Source organism: Candidatus Eisenbacteria bacterium (assembly GCA_026388185.1).
Lineage (GTDB): Bacteria > Eisenbacteria > RBG-16-71-46 > JAFGJU01 > JAFGJU01 > JAPLKG01.
This window is the reverse complement of record JAPLKG010000008.1, coordinates 460,611-487,535: the sequence shown is the minus strand read 5'-3', so window position 1 is coordinate 487,535 and position 26,925 is coordinate 460,611. Positions and strand designations below refer to the sequence as shown.

Sequence of the window (26,925 nt, the reverse complement as noted above, 5' to 3'; positions counted from 1 at the left end):
CTCGTTAATTGACTCGGAACGAATTCGCGGATTCTCAAGAGAGTACTTTCGGGGCTCCATTCCGTCAATCGAAAAGTGAGCACAGGGTCCGGGACGTCTCAACGTCCCACATTTCCTCTTGACACGAGGGTTTCGACAACATAACTTGGTGTTGCCCTCAAAGTTAACAAAAGGAGTGCCATGAGAAAAGGGAGCGTCGTTGCCCTTTTTTTTACGGCGCTGTTGCTCGTGTCAATTGCGGCACAGGCAGGCGGACAATCTGACGTAGCGAGAACGCCCGACGCGCTCTCGGGACAATCTCTCTCCGCCCTCAAGGAGCTGAGGCTGAACAGCGGCATCACATCCTTGTCTTCCTACGCCCATGCCTACTACAAGATCGGAGTGGAAAAGAGAAGAGCCGGCGACTCGCGGAGCGCCGTCCAGGCCTTCAAGGCCGCCATCGAGCTCGATCCGTATTTTCCTGATCCGCACTTTTCCCTCTTCAGGGCCTATCTTTTTCACGACCCGGTGAGGGCCCTGGCGGAACTTTCCGCCGTCGTCCGAATAGTCCGAGAGGATTTTTTCGCGCAGTACATGCTGCTCAAGAACGCTGCCTTTATGGGCTACCTGACGCTGTTCATCGCCCTCGCACTGTTTACGGTCTTTGCTTCCGTGAGGCACATTGCCAGACTGAAACACGCGATCTCGGAACGCCTCGCCTCCGAGATGACGTCGAGCTCGGCAGGATGGCTGGGATTATTTGTGCTCTTGCAGCCCATCATCTGGAGTCTGGGAGTGACGGGGACAATCCTCTGCTACAGCGCCTCTCTCTGGAAGTGCATGAACCGAAGGGAGAGGTTCTTCGGATTGCTTTTCCTGGCGATCGCCGCGGCCACACCTTTTCTCTCCCGCGAGATGCCTGCCAAGTTTCCACCCCTTGGTGATCAGTCGCCAACCTACGTGTCCTATGAGGCGCTCCGGAACGGATGGAGTCCGGAACTCGAGAACGCCCTGGTACGGTACACGGAGTCGGATTCACAGAATCCTTTCGTTCGTTTTGCGTACGGCACCGTGGCACGAAGGGCCGGCAAGCTCGGCATCGCACGGGCGGAGCTCGAGGCGGCCGTCCGGCTGTCTCCAAACGACGCCGCGTCTCTGAACAATCTGGCCAACGTGTATTTCAACCTCAGCAATCTTGCCGCCGCGGAGGACCTCTACCGGCGGGCAATGGCGGCGGATCCTTCCCTGGCTCAACCTCACTACAATCTCGGCCAGGTCTTCACCAAGAAACTGATGTTCGCGGAAGCGAACGAGCAATTCAAGACGGCAAACGAGACGAACCCCCGCCTGACGAATGGATTCTCCCTCAACAGCCGGGAGCAGCTCAATAGAAGTGTGATTGACATGGATCCCGTTGCTTCCACTTTCTGGAAGAGCCTCCTTCAAGAACGAACGCAGGAGCGGGCGAGTGCGAGTCCTTTCGTCCTTTCTCCCGCCCTCTTGCGTCTCCTCGGAATCGGGACGGGACGAAGAATTGCCGCAATCTTGCTCTTCTTCGCTCTGAGCATGATCGGGGGCCTCCTTGCCTTCAGGAATCTCTACACGTACAGTTGCAGTAATTGCGGCAGGATAGTCTGCCGAAAGTGCCTGACCAGAGTGCATCGGAAGCTGTTTTGCCTCAAGTGCGGTGCGGCAGCCAGCGCGCTCAAGTCCGAGGAGTTCACGCAGCTACTGCTGAACAATCAGCTAAGGCTTGAGGCTCGAAGGACGAAATCGACATCGCTTTTCTTGGGGATCGTCGTGCCCGGCTTCAGGCTCGTCCAAAAGGGTGACACAGTCAAGGGTTTCCTATTCCTTCTCCTCTCTTCGTTCGGCGCCGTCTATCTCTACGGCGCGGGTTACCTGATCGACGTTGTTCCCTCTTTGAGATATCAACAGGAGCATCTTCTCAAGTACGTTTTGGTGATTGTTCCGCTGGCTCTCCTCCACGCGCTGGCCCTGTTCAGACTCTCGCGTAAGGCCGAGCCGCAACCGGTTTTGCTGACACTCGTGAAGACTCAACCTGCGAAGACGATGGTGAAAGATGGCACTACAGGGAAGCCTTGAGGATTTCAGCCTGGCCGAAATCCTCCAGCTGATCGCTCTGCAAAGAAAATCCGGCGTCCTCAAGTTGACGGGCGAAACGACGAACGCCGTCATTTTCTTTGAGAAGGGCAACATCGTCGCCGTGACCGACAGGCGCGAGAAGAGAAGCGATCCCCTGCTCGAGTTCTTCGTCAGTACGGAGCGGCTCACTGCCGAACAGGTAGAGCAAATCTGTGCGATCCGCGCCCAGAGCAAGAAGGATTCTCTGGAAATCATCCTTACCGGCGGCTACATGGCCGCCAAGCAATTGTCCGAAGCCGTGGAAGCGCACGCCAAGGAAGTGCTACCCGAACTCCTCGCCTGGAAGAAGGGAGAGTACCACTTCTCCGGTGACGACAAGACCGTCGCGAGGCTCTTCTTCAAAGTGCCCATGAGGACCGAAGCGCTTCTTATAGGGAGTATGAGGAGGCTCGACGAGAGCGCCAGAATCAAGCAACTCTATTCTCCGTCGCTCATACTTCGCCACAAGGAGTCTTCACAGAAACCGGAGCTTCCTGAGGAAGAAAGATGGGTATTCGGTCTCATGGACGGACGCAGGCCCATCCGCGAGATACTTGCCAAATCCAGAATGGGCGAGTTCGAAACCTACGAGGTAATCAGCGATCTGATCGACGCGGGCCTTGCCGAGGTGGCAGAATGGCCTGCCGAGCCGGTCGAGGCGCTGCCGCAGGAGCCCGTCGCGACAGGAAAGGATCTGGTCCCGGCCTTCGGGATCGTCTTCGTCGTCATACTGATAGCGTTGGCCTCGTTTGGCGTGAGGTGGGCCATCACGAAAACAGAGCCCCCGGCTTCTGCCGCGGCTGTTTCGCAGCCATCACAGAACACTAACATCGAGAATCTGCGTTTTGCCCTCGAAGTCTACAAGGCGACGCGTGCGGCGTACCCCGAGAGACTGATCGATCTCGTGGAAGGAGGCTTCGTGGACTCGAAAAGCATCGAAGGCTTCAAGTACGCAACGTCCGGCGAAGGTTACATTCTGCACGGAAAGTGATCCTCCTACCTTCCCCGCACCGATGGATATCCCAGCGAAAACCTCTTTGAGTAGTAGACCCTGGACAGGCCCAACAGCACCAGCACCACCGCAAGAAACAGAGGGTTGATCACTCCCACCATTAACACGAATACGGCCGAGCTACACCTGTAAGCGATCTTGGCGGATCGAGAGTTTCCTCTGAGGGCCGCGCCTGCGAAGAGCGGCAGGGACAACGCGGAGCCGATAGTGGCCAGGCGATTCTCTACCAGAACCGCGAGAACCAGGGCCATAACGACGAGGACGAGGGCAAGCCACACGCCCTGCTTCAAGCTGAGCGCCACCCCGGTGGATTTGAAACCACTGCGCTCGTCCCCTTCCCTGTCAACCAACGCCGTCAGCACGAACACTCCGGCCACACAGAGAGCGAAGGGCAAGGCGTTCGTGAGATCGGGCAGACCGGGCGTCCTCACTACGGACCACCCAGTCGCGTAGGCCACGACTCCATAGCCTACGGCGTTCCAAACAATGTCGAGCGGAAAGAGTCTCTTCAGAGCGAGGGGAGGAACAGAATAGGCAATTCCCATTCCCAGGGAAAGCCCGAAGAGCCACGGGGTCGTCCCCCCGACTTTCAAAGCCGCGGCCATCGAGAAGAGAGCCAGTAGAACCGCCAGGGCAAGCGCTTCGGACTTCTTGATGATCCCGTCGGGCAGAAGAAAGAGTTTGTCGTTCGCCCTGTCGCTCTCCACGTCAGTGAGCTGATTCACGACGTAGACGGAACCCATGAGAATCGCGTACGCAATGACGGCAAGCCAGAACCTTCCGTCGCCTCGCGCATGCCCCGCGCGTGCCCCACCATACCCGAGAAGAAAGAACGTGACCGCAGGCATCATCACAAGTGGTCTCAGGAGAAAGAACCGGTCCGCAACAACGACGACGATCCGTCTGATCGTGCTCACAAATCACCCCATTCCCAAAAAGACTCGCGAGAGATCTTTCGAATCCGGACTAGCGACGGAGGTTTCTCTGCTCCAGTATCCATTCGACGGCCTCGGAAAGATCCTCGCAAACCGCGTCCGCGACCGCTGATATCTCGGCCCCGGCGGCCTGCAACTCCTTTTGCCCATCACCCGTGCGCACAAAAACGGTCGACGTCTCTGCCGCCCTTCCAGCCTGCATATCTATGAGCTTGTCGCCGACCATGAAACTCTCCTTGAGCGATATTCCCCGTTCCTTGGATGCCGCAACAAGGAGTCCGGGCCGAGGCTTTCTGCAATCGCATTCGACGTCGTAGTCGGGATGATGGGGACAAAAATAGATTGCATCCACGCGGGCGCCATCGGCCGCAAGCAAGTCCCGCATCCTCTGGTTTACCCTCTCCACGTCTTCGGCCGTGAACATTCGTCTCGCGATTCCGGACTGATTTGAAACAACTATGACCGGAATGCCAATCCGGTTGAGTTTTCTGAGGCCCGAGGAGGCATGCGGCAAAATTCTGACCCCGTCAGGATCGGAGAGATAACCGGTCTCGTCTATTATCGTCCCGTCTCTATCCACGAAGACCGCCCACCGCGACTCAATCGATTGCTCCTTACTCGACGATCTTCCTGCGTTCAACTGTTTCCTCCATATCTGTCTGAGCGCCTCTCTCTACTGGCGCCGATCGCCGCACGATATACTCTCTCTGCATCGATTTGTGAGAGACACCGCAAGTCGTAAGGGCACTTTTTGAGAAAGCAAGGCGAACACGACACTCTCTCGTAGATGACGTCGACAATATCACCGTTGGGAGCCGTCCACGAGGGATCCGACGAGCCGACGACGACCACCACGGGACAGCCGGAGGCGGCCGCGACGTGAGCGGCACCGGAGTCGTTCCCTACGAACACGGATGCAATCGAAGCAATGGCCGCCAAGTCAGGCAGAGTAGTTTGGCCGGAAAGGTTCACTGTAGAACGACCGGCTTTCCGGGCGATCCTGGCGCAGAGCTCCTCGTCCGCAAGGTTTCCGACCAAAATCACCTGAAACTGCGCCTTCTCCACGAGCAGCCTGACGAGATCGGTGTATCTCTCCTCCGGCCACCTTTTCGTCTCGCCGTAGCTTGCGCCGGGGGCAACGATCGCCAGTTTCGTGTTCTCCCAGACTCCTGCCTCCTCGAGGATTTTCCTGGCGCGACTCACGCCGTCGTGACTCACCTGCAAACCTACCTTGCGGTCGATCTCGCACCCTCTGGGGAGAAGCTGAGCGTATTGCTCGGAGAGGTGACACCAGTTCTTCTTTGACACGCCGGTGCGCAGAAACGCGTTCCTCATCTCGCCCCTGAATCCGACAATCCTCTTCACTCCGCCGAGCCGGAAAAGAAAAGCCGAAGAAAACGAATCCGGCATCACGATTCCGAGAGCGAACCTGCCGGCCCTGAGTGCTCGGGCGGTCCTGACCGGACCAACCACGCCTTTGCCCTTGATCACAAGGACCTCGTCCATGAACGGCGCGCTCTCGAGAAGGCTCGCGACACGCTCGTGCGCAACTGCCACTATTCTCAGCCCTCGAGTGCAATTTCTCAGTGCACCGAGCGCCGGATACGCCATCACGACGTCGCCCACCCAGTTCGGCACCCGCACAACGATGGAACCCTGGGAGGGCACGCCGCCGCCGCCCCAGGCATTGCCGGAGGGTGCGGGTTCGCCTTCGCCGAGGACAAAACGAGGCGACTCGATCCTGAGAGAACGCGCCTCTCGAGAGACGACTCCCCGTGGAGTCCGCTCGCCACGTCCACTCGCTCGTTTGAGAGTCGCGTCGACAACGTCCATGACTTCCGAAACTTCCACCGAGTTCATGCATCTAAAATCGCCCTTCGGACATTCGTTCTTGCCGTGGACGTCGCACGGCTTACATTGAAAAGACTTCGATATGACCGTAGACCTGGAATCAGGCGGGTAGAACCCGAACTCGGGAGTTGTGGAACCAAAGATCGCAACGACCGGCGTCCCCACCGCGTAGGCCATGTGCATGAGGCCGGAATCGTTCGAGACGACGCAATCGCACTGCGACATCAACGCCGCAATGGTTCTGAGGCCGCCGGTGTGGAATCTCACGGCCTTCTCGTTCTCGCAGAGCGACTTCATCTCCCGGAGAATTGCCTCGTCAGCCTCGCCGCCGAGGACCAGTACTCCGTAGCCGGCTCTTACGAGTGCCTTGGCAAGAAGACTCATGCTGCCGGCACCCCAAACCTTCGTCTTCCACCTCGCCCCGGGGCAAATGGCCACAGTCGGGCCGTCAGCCGAGCGCGCCGACGGGCCCTGGACGCAGCGGAGAAACTGCCTTGCGGATTCCTTCTCGCCCTCCGCGACGAACATCTGCGGCTTGAGTGCGGGCACCGGGCCGAGCAATTTCTGGACGGGGGCAAGATAACGTTGAACGACGTGCCTGCCGCGGCGGGGTAATAGACTCTTGAACCTGACGGCGCCGTGCCTGACGAGTGAATCTCTGTCCGCTCTCACGCATCTTCGGGGCGAGATGAGGGCGCAAAGGAGAATAGTGCGCGGGTTCGCCTGCAGATCAATCACAAGGTCAAAACGTTCGACCTTGAGCCTCCGTGCGATTCTGAAAAGGCCGGAGAAAGAACTCTCACTCGCCGTGAGTGGAATCGTCTGGTCTATGTTCGGGTTGTTGCCCAGGACTTCAGCGAAGGCGTCTTTTGTGAGAAAGGCGACGCGGGCGCCGGGAAACTCGCTCTTGAGAACAGCGGGCACAGAGGTGGCAAGAACAACGTCTCCGAGCGAGCTAAGCCTGATCACGAGTATCCTGGGAGAGGCACCCATTTCACAGGAACGCCGGGACGTGTGTAAGGTCAAGGGGAACCTTTCGCTCGAGACCGGCAAGAGTCACTGCACGGCCTCGGTCGTTCGCACGGAATCCGAGAATGCGAACTGAAGCTCGTAAAGCCTCTTGTACAACCCTTCCTCCGAGAGCAAGCTCTCATGAGTGCCCCGCTGGACTATCCTGCCCCTGTCCAGCACTACTATCAAATCCGCACGCTGAATCGTCGAAAGTCTATGAGCGATGACGAAGGTGGTTCTGTTCTCCATGAGCCTCTCTATGGCCTGTTGGACGAGAAGCTCGGATTCAGTGTCGAGGGCAGAAGTGGCCTCATCGAAAATCAGCACGGGAGGATTCTTGAGGATTGCCCTTGCGATCGCGATCCTCTGCCTCTGCCCTCCGGAGAGGCGCACGCCCCTGTCGCCGATCACGGTCTGATAACCTGAAGGCATCGTCTCTATGAACTGATGCGCGTTGGCGGTCTTCGCCGCCCGCACGACGTCCTCTTCAGGGGTGTCTTGCAGACCGTACGCGATGTTGTTCCTGACCGTGTCGTTGAACAGAATCGTTTCCTGGGTCACGATTCCCATGAGTGCCCTCAAGGAATCCGTGGTAATGTCAAGCGCGTCTCTTCCATCAAAGCAGATGACACCCGACGTCGGGATGTAGAATTTCGGCAGCAGATCGACCAGGGTGGACTTCCCTGCCCCGCTGGGTCCCACTATCGCGAGCACCTGGCCGACCTTGACGCTGAAACTGATGTCCTCAAGAACGTCCTTCACGTCGTCGTAACTGAAGCTCACGTTTCGAAACTCGATCGAATCTCGGAGCCACTGAATCCTCGTGGCGTTCGGTCTGTCCGCTATCGGAGGCTCGGTATCCAGAAGCTTGAACACCCTCTTTGCCGCCGCCAGCCCTTCCTGGATTTTCGTGTTGACCTGACTGAGGCTCTTTAGCGGCGCCATGATGGAAAACATGGCAAACAGAAACACGCAGAACGCCTTGGGCTCGAGCGTGCGCTCTTGAAGAATCTGCCTGCCGCCAAACCAGAGCACCACCGTTCCTACCATCACGCCAAGATATTCGGACAGAGGCGATGCCAGGGCGCCAATCCTCGTCAGTCTCAGAAAAGAAGCAAGATGGGCCCTCGTGAAACGAAAGAACTTGTTCTTCTCGAACTCCTCCATTCTGAACGATTTTACGACCCTCATTCCCGATATCGTCTCCTGGAGCACGGAAGTGATGTCGCCCATCCTCTCCTGAATGAGAGTGCTGTCTCTTCTCAGCTTCTTACTGATTGTCACGATGAGGAACATGCTCGGGGGAAGCACTATGAGCGACACGAAGGCCAATCTCCAGCTCGCCCAAAAAACCCAGAATATGCAGACACAGAGAAGCAGCAAGTCGCGCACGACGTTGCTAAAAACGCCGGTAATGGTTCCCCTTATCATGCTCACGTCATTGGTGATCCTCGATATGAGGCGCCCGGTCATCTGTGAATGAAAGAAGGACAGCGGCAGCCTGTAGAGATGAGAATAGAGACGGTCCCTCAGATCCTTTATGACCCTCTGTTCAACGGCGGCGATGAGAAAGGTCTGGCAGTAGTTGAAGATATTCTTGAGAAGCATCACTATCAGAATCACGAAACAAATTCGCTCCAGAGAGACCAGAGGTCTGGACGACAGGAGGTATTTTTGAGTCTGGACCTTGATGTATTCTTTGATCTGCGCGAGGTCGCCCGGGGTCACACTATTCACAGAGACGTTCTCTCTCAGTTCCGCCCTCTGCTGTTCTGTGGGCTGCTCGAAGAGAACCTCAATGAAGGGTGAGATCATGCCTATCGAGAACCCGCTGAAGAAGGCGAACATCACCATGCATGCAAGCGCCAAAGTGAGCTTGCGCCAATACGGTCTTACGTACCCAAGAAGTCTGAAGAAAACCCCCATGCTCCTCGCTCCTCCCGAACGTCACCAGGGATACTTAGTAACGAATTCCTCTTCGAAGTCGTAGACGTTCTCGAAATCCTCCACTCTGTCCTCTTCCGTCTTGCCCAAGAGCTTGTTTTCGACAAGATTGAACACGATCTCGCCAAAGTCACGCGTGGCTCGAATTCCCCAGTAGTCGAAGACCGTCTTTGTCATCGGTCCATACTGAGTCAGGCTAAACTCTCTTATGCCGGCGAGCAATTCCCTGCCCGTGACGTGCCTCGGTTTGTCCAGCTTGGAAAGAGTATAGTTGAGCGCCAGCATGACAAAAGCGTAGGCCGCGACCTTGTAGCGCGGGTCCTTCTCGACTATCCTCTCCACTCTTTCGTAAAAATCTGAATCGCGTTCCATTTTCTCTCACCAGTCGCTCGGCGACGACGCCGGGGCAGAACTTCCCTGCACGTTTCGCCTTCAGCTTCCCCACGCGAGGAAGGAAGGCACGCAGGAGAGACCTTCGTCTCTGGACATGACCGTGTCCTTCTTCCATTCTCTATCATTTCTCCTCGGATGGTCAAGATTGTAGTGCAGGCCTCTGCTTTCTTTTCGCGACATGGCGGAACTGACTATCAGTTCCGCCACCAGCCCTATGTTTCTGAGTTCGATGAGGTCGGCGTGGAGACCCGATCCTGTGCAGTGGTCCTCAAACGTCTCGCGCATCACGGCGAGTCGCCGGGACGCCACGCGCAGGCGTTCGTCGGTCCGAACGATTCCCACGTAATCCCACATAAGTTTTCTCAACGCCTGCCAGTCGTGCTTTATCGCCACGACTTCACCGACCCTCTTGGCCGCACCGGCATCCGAAGGAGGTACCTCGGGCGGCACTGCGGAGGCGCGCGCAAGCGCCGATTGAGCCGCCCTTTCGGCGAAGACCAACGCCTCGGGAAGCGAGTTGCTGGCCAGCCTGTTGGCTCCGTGAACGCCCGTGCACGCTACCTCTCCGCACGCATAGAGCCTCCCTACCGTCGTTCTCCCCGACAGGTCTGTGACCACCCCGCCGCACATGTAGTGGGCGGCAGGCACGACGGGAATGGGTTCCTCGGTGGGATCCATTCCCAACGATTTGAGTTTCGAATAAATGTGAGGGAAACGCTCGGGGATTCTCTCCTTTCCGATCGGCCTCATGTCCAAGAAGACGTGCTGGTCCCCCCTGAGTTTCATCTCTCTGTCTATCGCCCTGGCAACGACATCGCGTGGCGCGAGGTTGCCAAGCTCGTGGTATCTCTCCAGAAACGGCTTTCCGTCCGTGGTCGTGACGACGGCGCCTTCACCGCGCACGGCCTCCGAGATGAGAAACGACTTGGCCTCGGGGTGAAACAAACACGTCGGGTGAAATTGCACGAATTCGAGATTGGCGACGGCCGCCCCTGCCCGATAGGCCATGGCCAGCCCGTCGCCCGTCGCGATGTCAGGATTGGACGTGTAAAGATAAACCTTTCCGCAACCACCGGTCGCAAGCAGGGTGTGACTCGCGGTGAGAGACGCGAACTTGCCGCTCTGCGTGTTCAGAACGCGAGCTCCCCAACAGACGGGTGCCTTTCCCTTCCCGCCGGGCAGCCGCGATTCTTCAGTTATGAGCTCCACGCCGATGCAATGTTCGATCAGAGTGATTCCGGGGTGTCGAAGTACGGCCGCAAGCAGGGCCCTCTCGATCTCGCGTCCCGTGAGGTCGTTGGAGTGTACTATCCTCCGCCGCGAGTGACCTCCCTCCATGCCCAACGCCAGCCCCCACGGCACTCGTTCGTCCGTGGAGAACTTGACGCCGAGTTCAAGCAGCTCCCTCACAAGTCTCGGGCCTTCACTGGCCAGTAGTTCCACGGCCTCCCTCTTGCTCAGACCGACGCCACAACGCAGTGTGTCCTTCACGTGGAGATCAAAGCTGTCATCGTCAGAGAGCACACACGCCATGCCACCTTGAGCGTAGTTGGTGTTGGACTCATAGTTCTCCTTTTTCGTGACGATGGTCACGGTGCCTCTGTCAGCCACTTTCAGAGCGAAACTCAGCCCGGCTATCCCGCTGCCTAGAACGAGAAAGTCGCTTCTCTTAGTCGTTGTCGCCATGATTTCTTCTCATCAGGTCGCTCTCGTCCCGCGATGCCGGGCACAGAGCTGTGTCTCTCGCCGCCTAAATCGTCACGCACTCGACTCGCGCAAGGGGCCGTCTCACTTCCCACTATATGACCGCCCGCGCAATACTTCAATTCAATTGGCGCGCCTTGAGAACAAGCCGAGGAGGAGACTCTCGAGAATCTCCCTTCCTTCGGTGACGCTGAGCGAAATCCCCACCGCCAGGAGTGGGATGCCGCGATTCAGAGTCCACGCTGAAGGCAGCCTCATCGCGTCCTTCTCAGTGGTGACCAGGAACTTGGCCCTCGCGAACACTGCCTCGCTCTCAACTTCCGCCAAGTCCTCTGCGGAGAAGAAATGGTGATCGGAAAATCTCCTGACGCCTACCAGGGAAGCGCCTGCGTCCTGCAGTGTTCGCTCAAAGGAAGCGGGATTGGCAATGGCCGAGAAAGCGTAAACGCCGGCGCCGGCCAAGACCTTGGGTTCGGCCTGCGCATCGGTATCAAGCTTCCGCACTCCCCTGACGACGTGATCGGCCTTGACGATCGGAGCATCGGTCAGTGTCTTGATCTCTTCAACAAGCAGCGAGAAATCACCGCACTGATTACACCGGGTCAGAACGACCACGTCGGCTCGCGAAAGATTCTCCCTCTTCTCCCTGAGGCGCCCCCTGGGAAGAAGATGTCCGCTGCCCCAGGGGTTTGTGGCGTCCACGGCAACCACGTCGAGATCTCTTCGGATCGAGATGGACTGAAAGCCGTCGTCAATAACAATCACGTCCGGCCTGAGTCGTCTCCAAGCTCTCAAGAGCACCCTCGCTTTTCTTCTCCCGGAAGCAACCGGCACGCCCGGCAACGTGTGCGAGAGCAGCACCGCTTCGTCTCCCGCCATGGCGGCGATGTCGGCGCGCGGCACCTGATCCCTCAACAAGACGAAGCGTCCGCCTCCGCCATATCCGTGACTCACGATCGCGATCCTGATTCCGTTTCGAACCAAGAACTCGGCGACCCAGGCCACGGTGGGGGTCTTGCCGGTACCCCCCACTGTCATGTTTCCTACAGACACGACCGGGCAAGGGACGCTCGCCTTGTTCCTCAATTCCTGGAGAATCCATCTCAGATTGAGTCCGACTTCGTACACCCACGAAAGCGCAAGAAGTGGAGAAGCCGCAACCCTCAACCAGGCGTGACGCTCGTGTTGTTCAATGTATTGCATAATCCCTTGCAGAGAATCTCTCACAGCAGGCACGCCTTTCGCAGATACTCCAAAGTGAGGAGCGAGGCCACAGGTCTCGAATCGTAAAAAGCCAGGGCTTCCTTCCCGCGCCGCAGTCTTTCGTCTCGCGAGGCTGCAAGCACCGTGAGCGTCTCTGAAACGTCACGCGCACAGTCGACGCTCAGAAGGGCTCCCCTTCTCGCAAGAGCATCACAATCGTCATGAATATTCTCTCTCGACGGTCCCGCAATTATGGGCAACCCTGCCGCGGCAGGCTCCAGCACGTTGTGCCCGCCGTGCCCGGACAGCGTACCGCCGATGAAGGCAACGTCCGACTCCTGATACGCGGCCACCAGTTCCCCTATCGTGTCCAACACCAAGACATCGACCTGCGCAGACTGAACCGGACCGCCGCCCAGTATTGCGCCGGACAGAGCCCCGGCATTGAGCTCACTCCACCTCGCTGCCCTAAGATTGAATGAGGAGACGATCTTTACCACGCCCGCCGCGCGTCTCAGGTGCCTGGGAGCCAGCACAAGTCTCAACGCCCGGGAAGAAGCTCTTGCACGAACGAAACCCTCGCAGATTATCTTCTCCTCTTCAGGCCTCGTGCTCCCCGCCGCCAGGACGACGTCGGATGAGGACCAGCCGACTCTCTCCCTGAGACCGATTCCTTCGGCGAGAGCAATCTGCAAATCCTGTTTTGTGTTGCCACCGATCATCACTCTCTCGGCGGGCACTCCGAGTTCCTCGTAGCGCCCGGCATGCACCTCGCTTTGCGCGACCACTGCGTCAAGAAGGCGCAAGGTCGGCGCAAAAAGCCACCCGAACCTCTTGTATCTATCGAATCCCCTTGCGCTGATCCTTCCGTTCACCACGGCAACTCTTGTCCCTCTGGCCTTGGCCTCGAGAATGAGAGAGGGCCAGAGCTCGGTCTCAACCAGGAGCAGAACGTCGGCCTTGATCCGCCTGCCCGCTCTTCGCTGAATGAACGGGACGTCGATAGGAACGTAAAAGAAACAGACCGGCTCAGACAACTCCGCCTTCGCGACGGAAAGCCCCGCGGCAGTCATTGTGGAAAAGACCACCTCCACACCCAGTCTACTCGACATCTCTCTGACGAGTCTGGTCGCGGCCTTGACTTCTCCCACGGAAGAAGCATGAACCCACACTCTGGCTCTGACACGAGAATCCCTCGCAGGGACGCCGGGCAGAAACCCTATCCTGTTTCGCCAACGTTCCGGGCGTGCGATCAGCCCGGCAAGCCAGACGGGCGAGCCAATCACAAACATAAGACTCACCGCCAAGCCATAGAGCCGTATGACGAGGGGAATTCTGGGCAACTTCAACTCGGCCTCTTTGCTCGGGACCTCGAGACTCTTCCTCGCCCCGTTGACAGCACGCGGGTCCGGGCTTCCTCACCCACTTTCGCAAGAGCTTCCTCCAACCGTCGCGTGTGCTCCTCCGTGGCCGAAACGCCCAGGTCGCGAGGAACCTCCAGAGGTCGGCCGTGAGCAACGACCACTCTGGAGAACGGCAGAGGGATCTCGAATCTGTCCCAAGTATTTAGCACTATCCGACGCGCTGTCGCACAGGCCGTAGGAACGACGACGACCCCCGCGCGCTGTGCAAGGTAGAGAACCCCGGGCTGGACCATGTGCCTGGGCCCCCTGGGTCCGTCAGGCGCGATGGCAAGATCCCGCCCCTCCCTCACACTCGTACACATCTCGAAAAGCCCTTCGAGACCCCCACCGGTGGAGGAGCCTCGAACCACACGAAATCCAAGCCGCTGGAGAGCCTTCGCAATGGATTCGCCGTCTCTGTGCCGGCTCACCAGGACACATATTCCCGCGTTCCTGTGAGCGTATGCCAGGGTCAGAAGCTCTCCGTGCCAGAACACAAATATCCGTCTCTTCGTCTCTCCAGGGCATCGCTCGATGTCGCCGGTATCAATTTGCTCGATTCGCAACGTGCGCCATACCAGCGCTATGATCAAGTACCCAACCGCACCTACCAACGTGGCTGCGAACCGGTCTATGAAGGAGAGCTTTCCCACCGCGATACTTCATCCAGTACGAGAATGCCCGGTGAGCAGATCAGGCGGCCTCGCCCACACGACATGACTTCCTCTATCCGGGCAACATGCCGAGGGCGATCGCTGCCACCTTTTCAGAGGCGCCAGAACCCCCCAGTGAGTCTCTGACCGACGCAAGTCGAGCGATCAAGTCAGAGCGTTTCCGCTCGTTGAAGATTAGCTCGTGAAGCTCAGTCGAGATTTTTCCCGGCTCGATCTCGTTCTGGAGATATTCAGAAACAATCTTCCGGCCCGCAACAATGTTTACCATGCCCACGTAGTCAAGCGCCACTAGCTTCCGCGCGATGAACCACGACACCGGAGAAACACCATACAGAATCACCATCGGAGTTCCGACGATGGCGGCCTCCAGGGTGGCCGAACCGGAGGCAACGACCGCAACGTCAGAGACGTAAAGAAGCTCTGAAGTGACTCCCCGCAGAACGCGCACAGGCAGCCGGAACCCTCTCGTCATCCTTTCGAACTCGCTTCCCGGAACGCTACTCGCCGCGCCTACTGCCAGTGTGATTCTTGTTCTCTGTGCCAGAAGATCCGCCGACTCAAGCATCCGCGGCAGAAGCCGCCGCACTTCATGAATCCTGCTCCCCGGTAGAAGCGCCACCAGCGGCAAGCCGGTCGGGAGACCCAACCTCCGTCTCACGACCCCCTTGTCTCCTCCGACCGAAACCGCTTCCAAGAGCGGATGCCCCACGAACGAAGCGTCAAGCCCGCGTTTCCTGTAGATGTCCAACTCAAAGGGAAACACGACGGCCACCTTGTCCACGACCTTGGCCATCAGATTGATCCTGTTCTTGCCCCAGGCCCATATCTGCGGTGCGATGTAGTACAACACAGAAATCCCCAACTTCTTCGCTTCTTTGCAGAGCCTGAGATTGAAACCCGGAAAATCAATCGCTATAACCAACTGAGGTTGCTCGTGTTGCATAAATCGCTTCAACTGTTGCATCAGGCTGTAGAAGGCGGGCAATTTCGAGAGGACTTCAGTGAACCCCATGACACTGAGCCCTTCGAGGGACGCCACCATGTTGGCGCCCGCGGCACGCATCATCGGGCCGCCCGCCGCGAAGACCCGGACGTTCGGCGCCGCTTTCCTCAGCGCTTGAATCAGACGCGAGGCATGAAGATCTCCCGAGACGTCTCCCGCCACGATTAGGATCTTGGATTCTCTCAACGCTCTCGCTACTCCTGACGCTCGGACGGCAAGCGATACCTCTCGATTCCCTCGGCTATCTTCTCGCTGACCTTGAGAGCGGCCTCCATTGCTTTCAAGCCCGCCACCCCGTCAACTGCCGGCCTCTCGCCGTGCAACACACACTTTACAAAGTGCTCCAGTTCGAGCCTCAGAGGCTCCTGCCCGCTCACAACAATCGTGCGCCTGACGATGCCCGGCGCTATCTGGCTTTCTTCCCACGGCAGCTCTTCGCCGGCGCGCTTCGCCTCGAAGCCCTTCTTGTACAGCTCGGCCTTTCCCGCAAGACAATCCACGGAGACGTAGGAGTCTCTCGCAAAGAATCGTATCTTACGAACCCTCTCCTTCGACACTCTGCTGGCGGTCAGGTTTGCCACCGCGCCGTTCGCGAAAAGGAGTCTGGCATTTGCTATGTCCACGTTCGGGGAGAGAATCGGTACGCCGGTGGCCTCCACCGATCGAATCTCGCTTTGAACGGTGGCCAGTGCAAGATCGATGTCGTGTATCATGAGATCCAGGACCACGTCCACGTCGGTGCTGCGACCTACGAACGACGAGAGTCTGTGGCTTTCGATGAATCTTGGCTCTTTGACGACGGAGAGGGCGGCCCGGACTATGGGGTTGAATCTCTCGATGTGACCGGTCTGCACGATTACCGAGTGAGTCCGAGAGGCATCCACCAACGCGCGCGCTTCTTCGATCGTCGCCGCGAGTGGCTTCTCGACCATGACGTGGATCCCGCGTGCTATGCACGCCGAGGCAACCTCGAAATGCGCAGTCGTGGGAACGGCGACGCTGACGGCCTCGACACAAGAGAGCAACTGGTCAAGCGAATCGAGCGCCCGTGTGCCGAGTTCGTTTGCCACCTTGCGTCCGACGTCGAGCCTGGTGTCGTACACGCCGACCAGTTCGGCGCCGGGCAAAGAAGCCATTACGCGGGCGTGCTCCTTACCAAGGTGTCCCACCCCCACTACTCCGACTCTCAGGCGCGCTCTTTCGTTCATGTTTCTCGGTCCTCTTCAAGCTCGAGCGAGTGTCGGTTGGAACAAAAGGCCAATGGCGCGTCCGTGAAGCACCAAAGGCCCTTCTCGGCTGGCATCACATTCTCAGCGACAGAGAGGTTCCGGGGTCTCGTGGAGTGTTTCTCCTCAGCCGGAGATTCCCCTCTCGGACTGTTCTACGAAGTTCAAGAACTCCCTCACCTCGGGGATGTCGCGCAATTCTGCCTTGCTCTTGGCGATCGCTTGACTCACGTTCAGGTTCGAACGATAGAAGAGCCGATACAGCCTTTTCAACTCGAGCCGAACGTCGGCCGGAAACTCCCTTCTTTGGAGCCCGACCGAGTTAAGTCCGACCACCCTCAGCGGGTTCCCCGCGGCCCTGATGAACGGGGGCACATCTTTTGGAACCCTGGAGCCTCCCCCTACGAAGGCATGGCGGCCGATCCTTACGAATTGGTGGATGGGGGTCATCCCTCCAATTGCCGCGTAGTCGTCGATCCTCACATGCCCGGCAAGGTTCACCGCGTTTGCAAGCACTACATTGTCGCCGATTACGCAATTGTGAGCCAGGTGTACGTAGGCCATGAGCAGATTATTGTTGCCGACTACCGTCTTCTCTCCCTCACCCGTGGCTCTGTTTATGGTCACGAATTCTCTTATGGTGCATGAGTCGCCTATCTCCACAAGGCTGCGTGCACCCTTGTATTTGAGGTCTTGAGGCGGGCCGCCCAAGACGGCGAAATGTAGAATTCGACAGTTCCTGCCGACCCTGGTGAACCCCTCTATCACCACGTTGCTTCCCAAGACCGTGCCGGAACCTATAACGACCTCGTCCGAGATTATGCAATGTGGGCCGACGACAACGTCTTCCGCAAGTCTGGCCCTCGAATCTACCAACGCGGTGGGATGAACCTGAGGCATAACGTTTTCTCGCTAGCGCGGGCCCTACCGGTCAACTATCGTGGAGAGAAGGTCAGCTTCTGCGACAAGCTCTCCGTCGACGAAGGCTTTCCCGCTCATCTTGCAGATCCTGTTTCTGAGTCTCACCAGCTCGAGTTCGAATCTTAGCTGGTCCCCCGGCATGACTGGTTTTCTGAACTTCGCGTTGTCGATTGCCATGAAGTAGACAAGCTTCTCTTCAGGATTATCGACGGTGCTCAGGAGGAGCACGCCGCCCACCTGGGCCATTGCTTCTATGATCAGAACGGCCGGCATGATGGGGTGATTCGGGAAGTGCCCCGCAAAAAAGGGTTCGTTCATCGTGACGTTCTTAATGCCGACGACTCGCTTCCTGTCTTCCAACTCGAGGATTCTGTCGACGAGCATGAACGGATATCTGTGCGGCATTATCTGAAGGATCGCATTGATGTCCAGATAGCCCTTGCCCGCCTCCGTGGTCTGGGCGCGAAGAAACCCGTCGGACCTCAGTTCCGCGCTCAGTTTCTTGACGAACTTCACGTTACTCGCGTGACCGGACCTGACCGCAATGAAGTGACCCAGCAGGGGGAGCCCGACCAAGAACAGGTCTCCGAGAAAATCAAGGATTTTGTGACGCACAAACTCGTCCTTGAAGCGCAACGGAACGTCGTTCATTATGCCGTCGTCCTCAACCACGATGGCGTTCTCGGGATTTCCTCCCTTTATCATGCCCCTTTCTCTCAGACCGTCCACGTCCTTGAAGAGCACGAAAGTTCTGGCGGGAGCGATTTGACTGGCAAACGTCTGCTCGTCCACTTCGAAGGAGGCATACTGAGTTCCCACCCAGGGATTCTCGTATTCGATCGTGAAACTTATCTTGAGGCCGTTGTGGGGAACAGCAACGATCTCGACACCCTCTTCGTTGAACGAGATCGGCCTCGTTATCCTGAAATATCTCTTCGGCGCACTCTGCTTGACCAGTCCCGCGCCTCGCAGGAGTTCCACAAACGGAGCGGCGCTTCCGTCCGAGGCCTCGGCAGCCTCAACGGAATCCAACTCGATGACCACGTTGTCAATCCCGAGGCCGGCCAGCGTCGCGAGGATGTGCTCTACCGTGTGCACCTCGACGGTCCCGTCCGTGAGTATTGTTCTCCTGCCCGCTATGTGGTCGTACTTGGCGTTCTTTGGGCTCACGACTATCTCCGGCCGTCCGGGAACGTCCACCCTCACAAACCTGATGCCGTGCCCCACGGGGGCCGGTTTGAACACGGCCACGGACTTCCTCCCCGTGTGAAGTCCTATGCCCTCGTACCGGACGGAGTGTTTAATCGTCGTTTGCTGTTTCAGCATCCTCCCCCTCCTTCTCCAAGTCGTCGACCCGCCTCTCAAGCTCCTTGAATTGCTTCATGAGCTGAGGAAGTCTCTTCAGGCTCGCATGCAACCGCTTTGCAGTGTCGTGAGGTGCAGCCGGATAACCGCTCACCCTTGCTCCTGCCGGAACAGACTTGGTAACACCTGCCTGAGAGCCCACCATTGCGTTGTCGCCTATCTTTATGTGCCCCACTATTCCAACCTGGCCCGCGAGTGTCACACCTTTCCCTATTTCCGTGCTGCCGGATATTCCGACTTGCGCGACTATGATGCAGTTTTCTCCAATCACGACGTTGTGCGCTATCTGCACCAGATTGTCGATCTTGGTGCCTCGCCCAATCGAGGTAGTGCCCGTCGTGGCTCTGTCGATCGTCACGTTGGCTCCGATCTCCACGTCGTCGCCTACTTCTACGTTACCGACTTGCGGAATCTTGTGGTAAGCCTCGCCCTCCCGGGCGAAACCAAAGCCGTCGCTTCCGACCACCGCCCCGCTGTGAATGATTACTCTTTCCCCGACGGCGATGTCTTCGCGAAGAGTGACGTTGGGATACACGAAGGTCCCCTTGCCTAGCTTGCATCGAGCCCCGACATACGTCAGAGCCATCACGACGACGTCGTCGCCCAGTTCGGCATCGTCGTCGATAACGACAAACGGTCCGATCGAAATCCGCTGGCCCAGCTTCACGTTCTTACCGATCACGGCGGTCGAATGGACGCCCCAAGCGACCTTCTGCGTGTCGGTTCTGAACAGACGCACGGCCTTCAGAAAGGCCAGATATGGGTTTTCAATCTGAATGATCGGCTTGGAAATCTCCTTGTGGCCGTTTGCCACGATCACGGCCGAGGCCTCCGTGGTGGCCACGTAGGATTCGTACTTAGGATTGACCAGGAAGGTGATGTCGCCTTCCTTCGCTTCCTTGATTCCCGCGACGCCGGTAATCTCTACGGAACCGTCGCCAACAGCCACTCCATTCAGAAGCTCTGCGAGCTTGTCCAGACGCATTTTCTTCCCTTTACGTTTTACGCATACGGGGCCGCCACAGTCAAAGAATACTATTCCATTTTGCCCAGCTCTTCAAGAACTCTGTCAGTGAGATCCAGGGCCTTGCTGCCGAAAACGATGTTGCCGTCAGCAGCATCCAGAATGAAAGAGAAGTTCTCGTCCATGCCTATCTTGTCAACGACGGTCCTGATCTTCGCAACGATAGGCTTGGTCAACTGTTCGTTTTTCTGCTCCAATTCTCCGTTGGGTCCCCAGATTCGTTGAACGAATTCTTCGTACGCCCGAACCTTTCCCTGCAGTTCGGTCTCCTTCTCCTGGAGTTTGGCCTCACTCAACATCAGTTTTTGAGAGTCAATCTCTCCTCTCAACTTGTCGTTCTCGCCCTTCATCTGGGTCGCCTGCGCCTTCCAAGTCTGGATCTCCCGATCGAATTGCGTCTGTGCCTCCTGAACTCCCTTGAATTCCGCAAAGATTCGTTCCGAGTCAATGAAACCAACCTTCAAGTCGGCTCCGAGAGCGACTCCGGCCGAGACAAGACACAAAAAAAAGACGCCAACGAGAACGAGACTGGTCGCCGTTCGCATCGAGAATTCACCTCTTTTCAGTCGTAAACAGTGGAACGATACCGTTCTCTAGAAAAGCCTACCCATGATAAAGTGGGGCTCCCACTTACCCCCTCCTATCCGATCGAAGCCGTAACCATAGTCGAAGCCTACCTGGCCCAGCATCGGAATGTCGATCCTCACGCCGAATCCCGCGCCCTTCTTGAACCCCGAGAAATCTATTTCCTTCTCGTTGTTCCATGTGGCGCCGACGTCCAGGAAGAATAGGGCGTGCAACGGGTCCGCCACCGGGAACTGGTATTCGAGCGTAAGCGCGCTCATCAACCGACCTCCAGGCCATCTCACGATCGTCCCGTCCACGTACCTCACATTCTTGTCCGGAACGACTTCGTAGTCGGAGTACCCGCGCAGGAAGTCCACGGTCGTGCCGCCGAGCCTGAATCTGTCGTACGAAGGCACCTTCTGACTGCGCCTGTAAGAATCCATCACGCCGAGACGCGGACGCACGAGAAGCGCTGTCTTCCAATAGACCTTGTGATACCATTTCAAGTCTATCGTATGCTTGTGGAAGTCCTGATCACCGCCGAGCGGTCCACCCGTAAATTCCGAATTGAGCGTGAATTTCGAACCCTTCGAAGGATAGAAGGGACTGTCCGTACTGTTCCTGATAAACGCCGTCTCTATCATGCTGGTGCGCTGAGGCCAGTCGACCTCGTCCAGGTCACCGGTGTAACTGCTCGAGAAATCATCGAGGGTGATGTCTTCGAGTGTATACGAGACGTAGCCCGCCGAGTAATCGATCCAGGGGATCGGCCTCCCAACGCGCACCCCGCAGCCCTTTCTATATTCGTCGTAGAGGTCCCGGTTGGTTTGGAGATTATAGATGTCTGCGCCAAGGCTCGTGTGCGTGTCCCTGAACCAGGGTTCGGTAAAACTCAAGTTGAGATTCGTGCGCTTCGCACCTTTTTCAAGGTGCAGCGTGACGCTCTGGCCGTTACCGAAGAGATTGTTGTGACCAAGCTCTACATATCCCGTCAGGCCGGCATCGCTCGTGAAGCCGACACCTGCGGTGGCTGTCCCCGTCTGCTTTTCCTTGATCTTGAAGATCAGGTCTATGTCGGGAGGCTGATTCACCTGGTAGTCCACGATCACGTCTTCGAAGTAACCGAGGGAGTATACGTCGCGCTGGCTTCTCATGAGAACCGATCTCTTGAACGGCTGCCCCGGCTTGACAGTCAACTCCCTCCTTATCACCTTCTCTTTGGTCCTGTCGTTTCCTTCGACGAGGACGTGTCTGACAAAGGAAGGCTCGTTCTCCTCAATCGAAAAACGTATGTTGACCGCGGCGCCATCGACACTCTCCTGCTTGTCCACGTTCACAAAGATGTAGCCGTGCTCTGCGTAGACGGAGTAAACGTCTGACAGTGTCTTTTCGATCTTCTCAATGTCGTAGCGGTCACCGTTCTTGTACGTGGGCAGTCTTTTCAGGTCCTCCGTGCTCACCACACTGTTCCCGCTCCACTCCGTATTCCCGACCAGGTATGGCGGCCCTTCTTCAATGCCTATTCCGATGACCAGGTCCCTCTTGTCCTTGCTGTAACTGAGCTGATGGTCGAGGATTTTTGCGTCACGGAAGCCCTGGCTTTGATAGTACTTCACAATCTGCTCAAGATCCCTGTCCAAAGTCTCTTGCTTAAACTTGCCCCCTCTCCACCAGGACTTGATCTTCGTGTCCATTTGCTTTCTCAGCTTCACGGACCCTATGGATCGATTGCCGCTAAAGTCAACGCGCTTCACCCTGACCTTCTTGCCCTCGTCCACCCCGAAAGTGACGACAACCCTCCCCTTCTCCTTCTCCTGCGTGGTGACGGCGGACACGGTGGCCATCGGATACCCCTCGTCCTGATATGCGGTGACGATGGTATCCTTCTGCGCGGAGATTGCGCGCTGGTTAAGGAAATCATTCTCCTTCAGTGTGAGCTTCTCTTTGAGGGTTTTCTCGTCAATACCCTTGACTCCCTCAAGCTCTATGCCCACGACCCTGGGATTCTCAGTCAGCACGAGCGTGAGCACAATTCCTGCAGCCGTCTGCTCTGCCTCGACCCAGATGTCTGCGAAATAGCCAAGAGAATAGAGGCTTCGCACTCCCTTTCGGACAATCTCAAAATTGAAAACAGCTCCCGGCGCAATGCCGAAGCTGTTGAGGACCACGCTCGAGTCCACTTGGTCAAGCCCGGACAGTCTTATTTCCAAAATCGGCGGGACCTTCACTTCTCCCGCACCGGACGCGAGCTGGTCGGGCACGAATTGCCCGGACGTGAGCTGGCCGGACGCGGGTGCGCCAAGAACACAGAGAAAGAAGAACACAACAAGCAGCGCCAGGCAGGTCTTCTTCATCCCTCATACTCCCTGAAAAAAATCTCGTCTCCCTTTCTACCCACTTCCGTCTCGACCCCTTCACGTAGGGCTCCCCTCAAGACGAGTTCCGCAAGGGGGTCCTCGACGAAGCGCTGGATGGTTCTCCTCAGCGGACGCGCGCCCAGCGAGGGATCAAAACCCTTTTCGATGAGCAACTCCAGGGCCTCGGGCGTGAACTTGAGCCGAATGTTCCTTCTCTTGAGTCTGGCCTCAACCTGATCGAGCAAGATCATGATTATCTTGTGCATGTCTTCCACGTCGAGAGCCCTAAAAACGACGATTTCATCTACTCGATTGAGGAACTCCGGGTTGAAAGTCTTCTTCACTTCGTCAAGCACCACGGTTCTCATCCTGTCGTGTGTGCTTGCCTCGTCGGCCTTCTGAAAACCGAGGGTACCCGTGCCCCTGATCTGCCTGGCCCCAAGGTTCGAAGTCATTATCATAACTGTGTTCTTGAAGTTCACTTTCCTCCGCATGCTGTCGGTCAACTGCCCATCATCCAGCACCTGGAGTAGTATGTTGAACACGTCGGGGTGCGCCTTCTCAATCTCGTCCAGCAGGACCACGGAGTAGGGTTTGCGTCTCACCTTCTCGGTAAGCTGCCCTCCTTCTTCGTATCCCACGTAACCCGGAGGAGCCCCGACGAGCCTGGAGACGTTGAACTTCTCCATGAACTCCGACATGTCGATTCGGATCAACGCGTCCTCGTCGTCGAAAAGAAACTTGGCCAACACGCGCGCGAGCTCTGTCTTCCCAACTCCGGTGGGTCCTAGAAATATAAAAGAGCCTATCGGACGCCTGGGATCTCTCAGGCCGGCCCTGTTTCGCCGGACGGCCTTTGCGATGGCCCTGACCGCCTCATCCTGACCCACTATCGATTTCCTCAGCTCATCTTCCATGCGCAAGAGCTTCTCGGACTCCTTCTCCTCGAGTTTCGCCACAGGTATTCCCGTCATCTTCGAAATCACCTCGGCGATGTCGTCCGCCTCCACTGTGGTCGCTCGCTCTGATCTCGATTCGCTCCAGTCCTTCTTCATGTCCTTGATCTCTCGTCTCAACTCTCGTTCCTTGTCGCGAAGTCGGGCGGCCTTCTCGAATTCCTGAGCCAGGATCGCTGCTTCCTTCTCCTTCGCGGCCTCCTCTATCTTCTTTTCGATCTCCCTCAATTCGTTCGGAATCGTCGAGACGGAGAGCCTCGCCCTGGCTCCAGACTCGTCGATGACGTCTATCGCCTTGTCAGGAAGAAAGCGGTCGGCGATGTATCTGTCAGACAGCTCCACGGCGGCGACCACCGCGTCGTCGGTGAACTTCACGCCGTGGTGCGCCTCGTACTTGTCGCGGAGTCCGTTGAGAATCCGAATCGTCAGTTCGACCGAGGGCGGGTCAACCATTATCGGCTGGAACCTGCGCTCCAGCGCTCCGTCTTTCTCGATGTGCTTTCTGTACTCGTCGAGCGTGGTCGCGCCGATACACTGTATCTCGCCCCTCGCGAGGGCAGGCTTGAGCATGTTGGATGCGTCTATCGCTCCTTCGGCGCCGCCCGCGCCCACTATGGTGTGCAGTTCATCGAGGAAACAGATGGTGTCCTTGGAATCACGTATCTCGTTCATGACGGCCTTGAGGCGCTCCTCGAATTGCCCTCGATACTTGGTGCCTGCGACCACGGACGCCAGGTCTATGATCACAAGTCTCCTGTTGCGGAGCGTCTCCGGCACTTTGTTCTCGACGATCCTCTGAGCAAGTCCCTCGACGATGGCCGTCTTCCCGACACCGGGTTCGCCGATCAGGACGGGATTGTTTTTCTTCCTGCGACTGAGTACCTGCACGACTCTCTCGATTTCCTTCTCGCGGCCGATGACGGGATCCAGCTTCGCTTCTCTCGCAAGCTGAGTGAGGTCACGACTGAACTGGTTCAGGGCAGGCGTTTCGGTCTTCTCTTCCTCCTTCGCCTGGCCGGTCGGAGCTGACCCACCGAGGAGGCGCAAGGTCTCGTCACGGACTTTCTTTCTGTCGACCCCCAACTCAAGAAGAACCCTCGCCGCGACACCCTCCCCTTCCCTTATCAGGCCGAGGAGCAGGTGCTCCGTGCCCACGTAGTTGTGGCCCAATTGCCTGGCTTCGTCCACCGAGAGCTCGAGCACGCGCTTGGCTCTTGGAGTAAAGGGGATCTCGCCGATTGTCATCGTCCCGCCGCTGGCAGAAACCATGCTTTCAACGGCCTGTCTGATGGCGTCGAGGTCAAGTCCCAGGTTGTTGAGCACCGTCGCGGCGATTCCTTCTCCCTCGCGGAGAATCCCCAGCAGCAGATGCTCCGTCCCTATGTAATCGTGGTGAAGTCTTGCCGCCTCTTCCCGCGCCAAGTACATCACCTTTCGCACTCTCTCAGTGAATTTGTCCTGCATCAGAGATCCACCTCGTTTCTGGAAACAAGAACCAAAGCCTTCCGAACAAAGCAGACTGGACGAAATCGGGTCAAGTCAGACCGGACTATTGCTTCGCCTTCAATCTCTCGTGAACCATCTCGGCGCGCATGACGTTTCTCTCTGCGGCGGCCATCTCCCTCCCTGCCAGTTTTTGGATGTGCGCTGGTTGCGTGAGAATGAGAAGCTCGTTGACCGCGGCGATATCGCACAGTCCGGTCAGACCGAGAGAGACGCCGAATCTCACGGCGGAAACCAGAGAGATCAACTCGCGCGACGTAAGGATCTTGCAGTGCTTCAGAGTTCCGTAAGCCCTCCAGACTTTATCCTCTATCTGCGCCTTGGCGTCCTTGAGAAGAACGTCCATGGCCTTTGTCTCGTACTCCATGATTTGATTTGTGACTCGCTCGAGACTCATGATGGTTTCCTTTTCGGTGAGACCAAGCGTCGTCTGGTTGGAGATCTGAAAGAAGTTCCCCATGATCTCGCTTCCCTCACCGTAGAAACCCCTCACGGCGAGCCCCACTTGAGTGATGCCCTGTAGAACCTTCGAAATCTGTCTCGTGAGAACGAGTGACGGAAAATGAATCAGAACCGAGGCGCGCATTCCGGTCCCGACGTTAGTGGGACAAGAAGTCAGATAGCCTAGCTCATCCGAAAAGGCGTATTCGAGGGACGCGTCCAACTCCTCGTCAATCTTGTCGGCCGACTTGAGGGCCCCGCCCAACTGAAGCCCGGAGCACAACACCTGGATCCGCAGATGATCCTCTTCGTTGACCATGACGCTGCTGCTTTCGTCTGCACCTATTATCAGAGCCCCGACTTTCGAGTCCTCCGCGAAGTCATGGCTTATAAGATGCCTTTCGACAAGAAACTGCTTGTCTGCTTTCGTCATCTCGGAAGACCTCAAGACCGTGAGCTCAGAAAACGAAGGGCTCTTCTTGGCCGCGGCCACGACCGACGGAAGCACCTGAGAAAGTTGCTCCGGCCTGGCTCTGCCCGGGAACGGAACGCTCCTCAGATTTCTTGCAAGCCTGAGCCGCGTGCTCAGAATCTTGTCGGCGTGAGGACCGCTTCCATCAAGCCAGCTACCCGGTCGCCTGACCATTTCCTGAAAAGAAGCCACGTCTACCTCCGGACCAAGTCACCACTGTGTTCGCGACGCCCTCCGGTCTCCTGCCCGCCGCTTCCCGCGGAGGCGGGGGCTGCATTTGCCGTCAAGGCTTCGGAGTACCCTTGCGTCTCCTGCTGAACGAAGTCTCCATCTTTTTGATCTTGTCTCTCAGTTCTGCGGCGAGTTCAAACTCCTCGCGCTGAATTGCTTTTTCGAGCTCGTCCTGGAGCTCTTGAATCTCTCTTCTGCGCGCGTACTTGGCGCTGTCCCTGGTGGGACTCTTTCCACAATGTCTGGTGCTCCCGTGCACCCTTCTCAAGACGGGCCGAAGATGGGAATGAAAGGCCTCGTAGCACGAAGCGCAGCCGAGCCTGGCCGTTTCCTTGAAAGTAGAATACCTCATGCCGCACACGGGGCACTGCACGTTACCCAGCTTGTCTTCCTCCGTGGACGTCATGCTGTCCATCATCCATACCAGAGGCCCGGAAATCGACAGCTTGTCCTTCCCCAGCACGCCGTGGAGGCCCCTTTCCTCAGCGCACTTCTCGCACACGTGAAGCTCCGTCATCTTGTCGTTCACGATCTCGGTGTAGTGCACGCAGGCCGGAGCCTTTCCGCAAATTTGGCACTGCATCGTAGTCCTCCATTCAAACAGA

21 protein-coding genes are annotated in these 26,925 nt (G+C 57.4%); 2 read left to right on the top strand and 19 right to left on the bottom strand.

Going from position 1 to position 26,925, the window contains the following annotated elements; genetic code table 11:
* The first annotated feature begins 180 nt into the window (after positions 1–180).
* Positions 181–2,085 (top strand): tetratricopeptide repeat protein, encoded by a 1,905-nt coding sequence (locus NTX17_04850; protein MCX5800697.1) that lies wholly within the window; start codon positions 181–183, stop codon positions 2,083–2,085.
* Positions 2,063–3,115 (top strand): DUF4388 domain-containing protein, encoded by a 1,053-nt coding sequence (locus NTX17_04845; GenBank protein ID MCX5800696.1) that lies wholly within the window; start codon positions 2,063–2,065, stop codon positions 3,113–3,115. The genes NTX17_04850 and NTX17_04845 overlap by 23 nt, the downstream gene beginning before the upstream one ends.
* Positions 3,116–3,120: 5 nt before the next feature.
* Here the strand turns inward: NTX17_04845 and NTX17_04840 are convergent, their stop codons facing one another.
* The 19 genes from NTX17_04840 to NTX17_04750 all read right to left on the bottom strand — a co-directional run bounded on the left by NTX17_04840 (position 3,121) and on the right by NTX17_04750 (position 26,903).
* The gene (locus tag NTX17_04840) at positions 3,121–4,053 is read right to left on the bottom strand and encodes a UbiA family prenyltransferase (protein ID MCX5800695.1); all 933 of its coding nucleotides are present in this window, start codon (positions 4,051–4,053) and stop codon (positions 3,121–3,123) included.
* Positions 4,054–4,102: 49 nt separating this feature from the next.
* A complete protein-coding gene (locus NTX17_04835; GenBank protein MCX5800694.1) occupies positions 4,103–4,711 on the bottom strand; it encodes an HAD family hydrolase in 609 nt (202 codons plus the stop codon).
* Complete coding sequence (waaF, locus tag NTX17_04830) at positions 4,708–6,891, bottom strand: lipopolysaccharide heptosyltransferase II (protein ID MCX5800693.1); 2,184 nt, start codon at positions 6,889–6,891, stop codon at positions 4,708–4,710. Before waaF ends, NTX17_04835 begins: the two co-directional genes overlap by 4 nt.
* An 87-nt stretch (positions 6,892–6,978) precedes the next feature.
* Positions 6,979–8,859, bottom strand: coding sequence for an ABC transporter transmembrane domain-containing protein (locus NTX17_04825; GenBank protein ID MCX5800692.1), 1,881 nt, complete (start codon positions 8,857–8,859; stop codon positions 6,979–6,981).
* A gap of 21 nt (positions 8,860–8,880) precedes the next feature.
* The gene (locus tag NTX17_04820) at positions 8,881–9,249 is read right to left on the bottom strand and encodes a hypothetical protein (protein ID MCX5800691.1); all 369 of its coding nucleotides are present in this window, start codon (positions 9,247–9,249) and stop codon (positions 8,881–8,883) included.
* Positions 9,250–9,309: 60 nt separating this feature from the next.
* A complete protein-coding gene (gene nadB / locus NTX17_04815; GenBank protein ID MCX5800690.1) occupies positions 9,310–10,956 on the bottom strand; it encodes an L-aspartate oxidase in 1,647 nt (548 codons plus the stop codon).
* A 141-nt stretch (positions 10,957–11,097) separates the two neighbouring features.
* Positions 11,098–12,177: a tetraacyldisaccharide 4'-kinase gene (gene lpxK, locus NTX17_04810; protein ID MCX5800689.1), complete on the bottom strand. Its 1,080-nt coding sequence runs from the start codon at positions 12,175–12,177 to the stop codon at positions 11,098–11,100.
* A 20-nt stretch (positions 12,178–12,197) separates the two neighbouring features.
* Complete coding sequence (locus tag NTX17_04805; GenBank protein ID MCX5800688.1) at positions 12,198–13,526, bottom strand: hypothetical protein; 1,329 nt, start codon at positions 13,524–13,526, stop codon at positions 12,198–12,200.
* The gene (locus NTX17_04800) at positions 13,523–14,233 is read right to left on the bottom strand and encodes a lysophospholipid acyltransferase family protein (protein ID MCX5800687.1); all 711 of its coding nucleotides are present in this window, start codon (positions 14,231–14,233) and stop codon (positions 13,523–13,525) included. The genes NTX17_04805 and NTX17_04800 overlap by 4 nt, the downstream gene beginning before the upstream one ends.
* Positions 14,234–14,306: 73 nt before the next feature.
* Positions 14,307–15,443: a lipid-A-disaccharide synthase gene (lpxB, locus tag NTX17_04795; protein ID MCX5800686.1), complete on the bottom strand. Its 1,137-nt coding sequence runs from the start codon at positions 15,441–15,443 to the stop codon at positions 14,307–14,309.
* A gap of 8 nt (positions 15,444–15,451) precedes the next feature.
* A complete protein-coding gene (locus NTX17_04790; protein MCX5800685.1) occupies positions 15,452–16,465 on the bottom strand; it encodes a Gfo/Idh/MocA family oxidoreductase in 1,014 nt (337 codons plus the stop codon).
* Between the two features lie 144 nt (positions 16,466–16,609).
* A complete protein-coding gene (gene lpxA / locus NTX17_04785) occupies positions 16,610–17,383 on the bottom strand; it encodes an acyl-ACP--UDP-N-acetylglucosamine O-acyltransferase (GenBank protein MCX5800684.1) in 774 nt (257 codons plus the stop codon).
* A gap of 24 nt (positions 17,384–17,407) precedes the next feature.
* Positions 17,408–18,730: a bifunctional UDP-3-O-[3-hydroxymyristoyl] N-acetylglucosamine deacetylase/3-hydroxyacyl-ACP dehydratase gene (locus NTX17_04780; protein MCX5800683.1), complete on the bottom strand. Its 1,323-nt coding sequence runs from the start codon at positions 18,728–18,730 to the stop codon at positions 17,408–17,410.
* Complete coding sequence (lpxD, locus tag NTX17_04775) at positions 18,705–19,754, bottom strand: UDP-3-O-(3-hydroxymyristoyl)glucosamine N-acyltransferase (protein ID MCX5800682.1); 1,050 nt, start codon at positions 19,752–19,754, stop codon at positions 18,705–18,707. Before lpxD ends, NTX17_04780 begins: the two co-directional genes overlap by 26 nt.
* A gap of 50 nt (positions 19,755–19,804) precedes the next feature.
* A complete protein-coding gene (locus NTX17_04770) occupies positions 19,805–20,338 on the bottom strand; it encodes an OmpH family outer membrane protein (protein ID MCX5800681.1) in 534 nt (177 codons plus the stop codon).
* Between the two features lie 48 nt (positions 20,339–20,386).
* Positions 20,387–22,714 (bottom strand): outer membrane protein assembly factor BamA, encoded by a 2,328-nt coding sequence (bamA, locus tag NTX17_04765; GenBank protein MCX5800680.1) that lies wholly within the window; start codon positions 22,712–22,714, stop codon positions 20,387–20,389.
* The gene (locus NTX17_04760; GenBank protein ID MCX5800679.1) at positions 22,711–25,140 is read right to left on the bottom strand and encodes an ATP-dependent Clp protease ATP-binding subunit; all 2,430 of its coding nucleotides are present in this window, start codon (positions 25,138–25,140) and stop codon (positions 22,711–22,713) included. The genes bamA and NTX17_04760 overlap by 4 nt, the downstream gene beginning before the upstream one ends.
* A gap of 82 nt (positions 25,141–25,222) precedes the next feature.
* Positions 25,223–26,281, bottom strand: coding sequence for a protein arginine kinase (locus NTX17_04755; protein ID MCX5800678.1), 1,059 nt, complete (start codon positions 26,279–26,281; stop codon positions 25,223–25,225).
* 91 nt (positions 26,282–26,372) lie between these two features.
* Positions 26,373–26,903: a UvrB/UvrC motif-containing protein gene (locus NTX17_04750; protein MCX5800677.1), complete on the bottom strand. Its 531-nt coding sequence runs from the start codon at positions 26,901–26,903 to the stop codon at positions 26,373–26,375.
* Positions 26,904–26,925 lie beyond the last annotated feature (22 nt).

Excerpts from the sequence above, each read along its gene's own strand:
- lpxK (MCX5800689.1), bottom strand. The coding sequence starts at position 12,177 with ATGCAATACATTGAACAACACGAGCGTCACGCCTGGTTGAGGGTTGCG.
- lpxA (MCX5800684.1), bottom strand. The coding sequence starts at position 17,383 with ATGCCTCAGGTTCATCCCACCGCGTTGGTAGATTCGAGGGCCAGACTT.
- NTX17_04850 (MCX5800697.1), top strand. The coding sequence starts at position 181 with ATGAGAAAAGGGAGCGTCGTTGCCCTTTTTTTTACGGCGCTGTTGCTC.
- bamA (MCX5800680.1), bottom strand. The coding sequence starts at position 22,714 with ATGAAGAAGACCTGCCTGGCGCTGCTTGTTGTGTTCTTCTTTCTCTGT.
- NTX17_04780 (MCX5800683.1), bottom strand. The coding sequence starts at position 18,730 with ATGCTGAAACAGCAAACGACGATTAAACACTCCGTCCGGTACGAGGGC.
- NTX17_04750 (MCX5800677.1), bottom strand. The coding sequence starts at position 26,903 with ATGCAGTGCCAAATTTGCGGAAAGGCTCCGGCCTGCGTGCACTACACC.
- NTX17_04770 (MCX5800681.1), bottom strand. The coding sequence starts at position 20,338 with ATGCGAACGGCGACCAGTCTCGTTCTCGTTGGCGTCTTTTTTTTGTGT.
- lpxD (MCX5800682.1), bottom strand. The coding sequence starts at position 19,754 with ATGCGTCTGGACAAGCTCGCAGAGCTTCTGAATGGAGTGGCTGTTGGC.
- NTX17_04825 (MCX5800692.1), bottom strand. The coding sequence starts at position 8,859 with ATGGGGGTTTTCTTCAGACTTCTTGGGTACGTAAGACCGTATTGGCGC.
- NTX17_04820 (MCX5800691.1), bottom strand. The coding sequence starts at position 9,249 with ATGGAACGCGATTCAGATTTTTACGAAAGAGTGGAGAGGATAGTCGAG.
- NTX17_04845 (MCX5800696.1), top strand. The coding sequence starts at position 2,063 with ATGGCACTACAGGGAAGCCTTGAGGATTTCAGCCTGGCCGAAATCCTC.
- NTX17_04790 (MCX5800685.1), bottom strand. The coding sequence starts at position 16,465 with ATGAACGAAAGAGCGCGCCTGAGAGTCGGAGTAGTGGGGGTGGGACAC.
- nadB (MCX5800690.1), bottom strand. The coding sequence starts at position 10,956 with ATGGCGACAACGACTAAGAGAAGCGACTTTCTCGTTCTAGGCAGCGGG.